Annotated in this window: 3 protein-coding genes; 2 read left to right on the plus strand and 1 reads right to left on the minus strand. The window is 76.1% G+C overall.

Going from position 1 to position 4,581, the window contains the following annotated elements; translation table 11 throughout:
* Window positions 1–368 precede the first annotated feature (368 nt).
* Window positions 369–1,664, minus strand: coding sequence for an SWIM zinc finger family protein (locus tag AE652_RS35895; protein WP_049659199.1), 1,296 nt, complete (start codon window positions 1,662–1,664; stop codon window positions 369–371).
* A gap of 179 nt (window positions 1,665–1,843) precedes the next feature.
* On the opposite strand from AE652_RS35895, the gene AE652_RS35900 reads away from it, so the two are divergent.
* Both AE652_RS35900 and AE652_RS35905 read left to right on the plus strand, forming a co-directional pair.
* Window positions 1,844–2,926: an AAA family ATPase gene (locus AE652_RS35900; protein ID WP_049659200.1), complete on the plus strand. Its 1,083-nt coding sequence runs from the start codon at window positions 1,844–1,846 to the stop codon at window positions 2,924–2,926.
* A partial coding sequence (locus tag AE652_RS35905) for a DUF5682 family protein (RefSeq protein ID WP_049659201.1) occupies window positions 2,923–4,581 on the plus strand: 1,659 nt, incomplete at its 3' end. The genes AE652_RS35900 and AE652_RS35905, both read left to right, overlap by 4 nt.

Genomic DNA, 4,581 nt, shown 5'->3' on the forward strand with positions numbered 1-4,581 from the left:
CGGCGTCCGGCAGCAGCCCGTACTCGTCCACGGCGTCGGCGAGCGGCAGCGCGGTGGCCGGGAGCGGACGGCGGTCGGTGCCGAGCAGGGCGCTGGTGTGCAGGGTCTCCCACGGGTCCTGGGTGATCGTCATTCCTGGTGCTCCTGGGCGTGTCTTGTGGGTTTTGTCGGATCAGGGCGCGGCGTTGGGGTGCGTGCATCGCAAGGCGGAGGAGGGAGCCACTGCGGTGGGGGCACCTCCCGGCCGAAGGCTGGGGGCCATTGGCGACCGACGACAACGCGGCGAGGTGCGTTTGTGCCCTGGGGGTACCTCCCGGCCGAAGGCTGGGGGAGCGTCGCGCGCCCGGCAGGGATCCACAAGACACGCCCTAAACGTTGGTGAGGCCGACCGGGCGCTGGTCGGCGGCCCAGGCCGTGACCGGGGCGAAGCCCTGGTGGCCGTACTCGCCGAAGACCGTCAGCGGGCGGCCGGTGGAGACCGCGGCCAGCCGCCACAGCGCGGCCTCCGGGACGGCCGAGGCGCGGACCGGCACGGTGTGGTGGCCGTCCGTCAGGAACCAGCCGTCCGGGGTGCGGACCGGGACGACGTCGCCGAGCACGGTGGGCCGGCTCTCCAGCCACGGGTCGTCGGCGACGGCGGTGCCGTAGCCGGCCACCGCCTCGGCGACGGTGAGCCCGGCGGGCGGGCCGGCGGGGCCAGGCTCGGGGGCGCCGTAGCGCTCGCGGAGGTCGGCGCGCAGCGGGTGGGCGGCGGGGAAGTAGGCGAGGTCGGCCTCGACCAGGCGGCCGGTGGGCAGGGCGAGGGCGGGGGCCTGGCCCTGGTGGCCGAAGGAGAGCAGCAGGGCCGGGCGGCCGGTCTTGGCGCCGCGCAGCCAGACCCGGCGGGTGGTGAGCCGCTCGTCCGTGGTGTCCCGGGTGCCGAGGACCAGCCAGCGGTCGCGGACGGTGGGGCCGGCCGTGCCGGGGTCAGCGGGGAAGCCGACCCGGGTGCGGACGGTGGCGGCCAGTTCGGCCGGCAGTTCGTCCATCCGGGTGGCGGCGGTGGCGAGCAGGTGCAGCATGGCGTACTCCTCCAGCAGCCGCTCCTGCGGCAGCGCGTCCAGTTCGCGGACCCGGGCGGCCAGGCCGGGGGCCTGTGCGTCGACCATCCGGGCGGCGACCTCCTCCCAGGGGCCGGCGGTGGACTGGTCGGCCAGGCCGTGCCGGACCCGGTCGGCCAGCCGCAGCCGCAGCTCGGCGGCGCCGACCGCGACCTTGGCGCCGCGCTTCTCGAGCCGGCGCCGGGTGGCCTCCGGGTCCTCCTCCTTCTTCTCCGCGCGCTTCTCGGCGCGCTCCTGGCGGGAGGCGAGCCACTCGGAGACCCAGTCGGCGGGCTCGCCGGCCGGGACGGCCGCCGGGGTGCCGCTCCACAGCAGGAGGAGCCCGAGCGCGTGCTTGCACGGGAACTTCCGGCTGGGGCAGGTGCACTGGTAGGCGGGCGTGGCGAGTTCGATCGCGGTGCGGTACGGCGTGCGGCCGCTGCCCTTGCACTCGCCCCAGAGCGCGGTGCCGTCGGTGCCGGTGCCGGACCACGGCGCGGGCGCGGAGAGCTTCCCCGCGGCCTTCTGCGAGGCGGCGTCAGGTGCCAGGGACAGGACGTGTTCGGTGCTCCAGCGTTCCTCCATGCGACCGACCGTAGGCGGCGGCACTGACAGTGGCTGACGGCCCGTCCGCGGCCCCCGGCGGGTTGTCAGTGGCTCGGTGCAGGGTTGGTTCCACAGGCCGGGACGCCGACCTGGCTCCCCCCGATCACCACTCCGCCCGGGGCACCCGTGTGCCCGGCGGCCGACCCGAAGGAGCCCCCATGACCGACGTTCTGCGGCAGCACGCCGAGGACGCGTTCGCCGGTGAACTGGCCGCGCTGGCCGCGCAGGACGACCGTCCGCGCCCCGAGCGCTGGAAGCTCTCGCCGTGGGCCGTGGCGACGTACCTGCTCGGCGGCGAACTGCCCGACGGCACCCGGATCACCCCCAAGTACATCGGCCCGCGCCGGATCGTCGAGGTCGCCGTGACGACCCTGGCGACGGACCGGGCGCTGCTGCTGCTCGGCGTGCCGGGCACCGCGAAGACCTGGGTGTCCGAGCACCTGGCCGCGGCGATCAGCGGCGACTCCACGATGCTGGTGCAGGGCACGGCCGGCACCCCCGAGGAGGCCGTCCGCTACGGCTGGAACTACGCCCAGCTGCTCACCAACGGGCCCAGCCGGGACGCCCTGGTGCCCTCGCCGCTGATGCGGGCGATGGCCGACGGGAAGATCGCCCGGGTCGAGGAGCTCACCCGCATCCCGGCCGACGTGCAGGACAGTCTGATCACCATCCTGTCCGAGAAGACGCTCCCGATACCGGAGTTGGGCGCCGAGACGCAGGCCGTGCGCGGCTTCAACGTGATCGCCACCGCCAACGACCGCGACCGCGGCGTCAACGAGCTGTCCAGCGCGCTGCGCCGCCGCTTCAACACCGTGGTGCTGCCGCTGCCGGGCTCGCTGGACGAGGAGGTCGACATCGTCACCCGGCGGGTCGGCCAGCTCGGCCGCTCCCTGGACCTGCCCGAACTGCCCGGCGGCGCCGAGGAGATCAGGCGCGTGGTCACCGTCTTCCGCGAGCTGCGGGCCGGGATCACGGTGGACGGCCGGACGAAGGTCAAGACCCCGAGCGGCACCCTCTCCACCGCCGAGGCGATCTCGGTGGTGACCAACGGGCTCGCGCTGGCCGCCCACTTCGGCGACGGCGTGCTGCGGGCCGGGGACGTGACGGCCGGCATCCTCGGCGCCGTCGTCCGCGACCCGGTGGCGGACCGGGCCGTCTGGCGCGAGTACGTCGAAGGAGTGGTGCGCGAGCGCGACGGCTGGAAGGACTTCTACCGCGCCGCCCGCGAGGTGACCGTATGACGAGCCCTGAGGTCGCCCTGCTGGGCATCCGCCACCACGGCCCCGGTTCGGCCCGGGCGGTGGCCGCCGCGCTGGCGCAGTGGCGGCCGGACGCGGTGCTGATCGAGGGCCCGCCGGAGGCCGACGCGATCGTCCACCTGGCGGCCGAGAAGGACCTGGTCCCGCCGGTGGCGCTGCTCGCCCACGCGGTGGACGACCCGGCGAAGGCCGCCTTCTGGCCGTACGCCGAGTTCTCCCCGGAGTGGGTGGCGATCCGGCACGCCGTGGACCACGACCTGCCGGTCCGCTTCATCGACCTGCCCGCCGCGTACGGCTTCGCGCCCGCCGAGCCCGTCGATCCCGCCGTTCCTGCCGAGGACGGTGAGGCCGGCGACGCCGAGGAGGACGACGCCGAGGAGGCCGGTGCCGACCCGGTCGCCGACCCGCTGGCGCTGCTCGCCGAGGCGGCCGGGCACGACGACGCCGAGCGCTGGTGGGAGGACGTGGTCGAGCACCGCGCGCCCGGCACCGACGCGCTGGCGCCGTTCGCCGCCGTCGCCGAGGCGATGGGCGCGCTGCGCGCCGAGGGCCTCGGCGAGTCCCGCCGGGACCAGCTGCGCGAGGCGTACATGCGCCAGCAGATCCGCGCCGCCCGGCGCGCCGGGCACCTGCGGATCGCCGTGGTCTGCGGGGCCTTCCACGTCCCCGCGCTGGAGCGGATGCCCACCGTCGCCCACGACCGGGCGCTGCTCGCCGGGCTGCCGAAGAAGGTGCGCACGGACATCACCTGGGTGCCGTGGACGCACCGCCGGCTCTCCCAGGCCACCGGCTACGGCGCGGGCGTGCAGTCGCCCGGCTGGTACCACCACTTGTTCACCACCGACGGGGACCCGGTGCCGCGCTGGCTCACCCGGGCCGCCGACCTGCTGCGCGCCGAGGACCACCCGGTCTCCTCCGCGCACGTGATCGAGGCGGTCCGGCTCGCCGAGACCCTGGCCGTGCTGCGCGGCCGCCCGCTCGCCGGGCTGACCGAGACCCTGGACGCCGTGCGCGCGGTGCTCTGCGAGGGCTCGGACGTCGCCCTGGAGCTGGTCCGGGACCGCCTGGTGGTCGGCGACGCGCTCGGCGAGGTCCCGGACGCCGCACCGGCGGTGCCGCTCCAGCGCGACCTGACCCGCTTGCAGCGCTCGCTGCGGCTCAAGCCCGAGGCCGCGCCGAAGGACGTCGACCTCGACCTGCGCAAGGAGAACGACGCGGCCCGCTCCCGGCTGCTGCACCGGCTGCGGCTGCTGGGCGTGGACTGGGGCGTGCCCGCGCGCTCCTCGGTGAACTCGACCGGGACGTTCCGGGAGAGCTGGCGGCTGTGCTGGCAGCCCGAGTTCGCGGTCCGGATCGCCGAGGCCGCCCAGTGGGGCACCACGGTCGAGGAGGCGGCGGCCAACAAGGCCGTCGGCACCGCCCGGGCCGCCGAGGAACTCGCCGAACTGACCGGCCTGGTGGAGACCTGCCTGCTGGCCGGGCTGTCCGGCGCCCTGCCCGCCGTGATGCGGGTGCTCGCCGACTGCGCGGCCCTGGACACCGACGTCGCGCACCTCGCGGGCGCGCTGCCCGCCCTGGTCCGGGCGCTGCGCTACGGCGACGTGCGCGGCACCGACCACGGCGCGCTGGCCGGGGCG

The organism is Kitasatospora sp. MY 5-36 (genome assembly GCF_001182915.1).
GTDB lineage: Bacteria > Actinomycetota > Actinomycetes > Streptomycetales > Streptomycetaceae > Kitasatospora.

Coding starts and splice junctions, on each gene's coding strand:
- AE652_RS35895 (WP_049659199.1), bottom strand. CDS start 1,664: ATGGAGGAACGCTGGAGCACCGAACACGTCCTGTCCCTGGCACCTGAC.
- AE652_RS35900 (WP_049659200.1), top strand. CDS start 1,844: ATGACCGACGTTCTGCGGCAGCACGCCGAGGACGCGTTCGCCGGTGAA.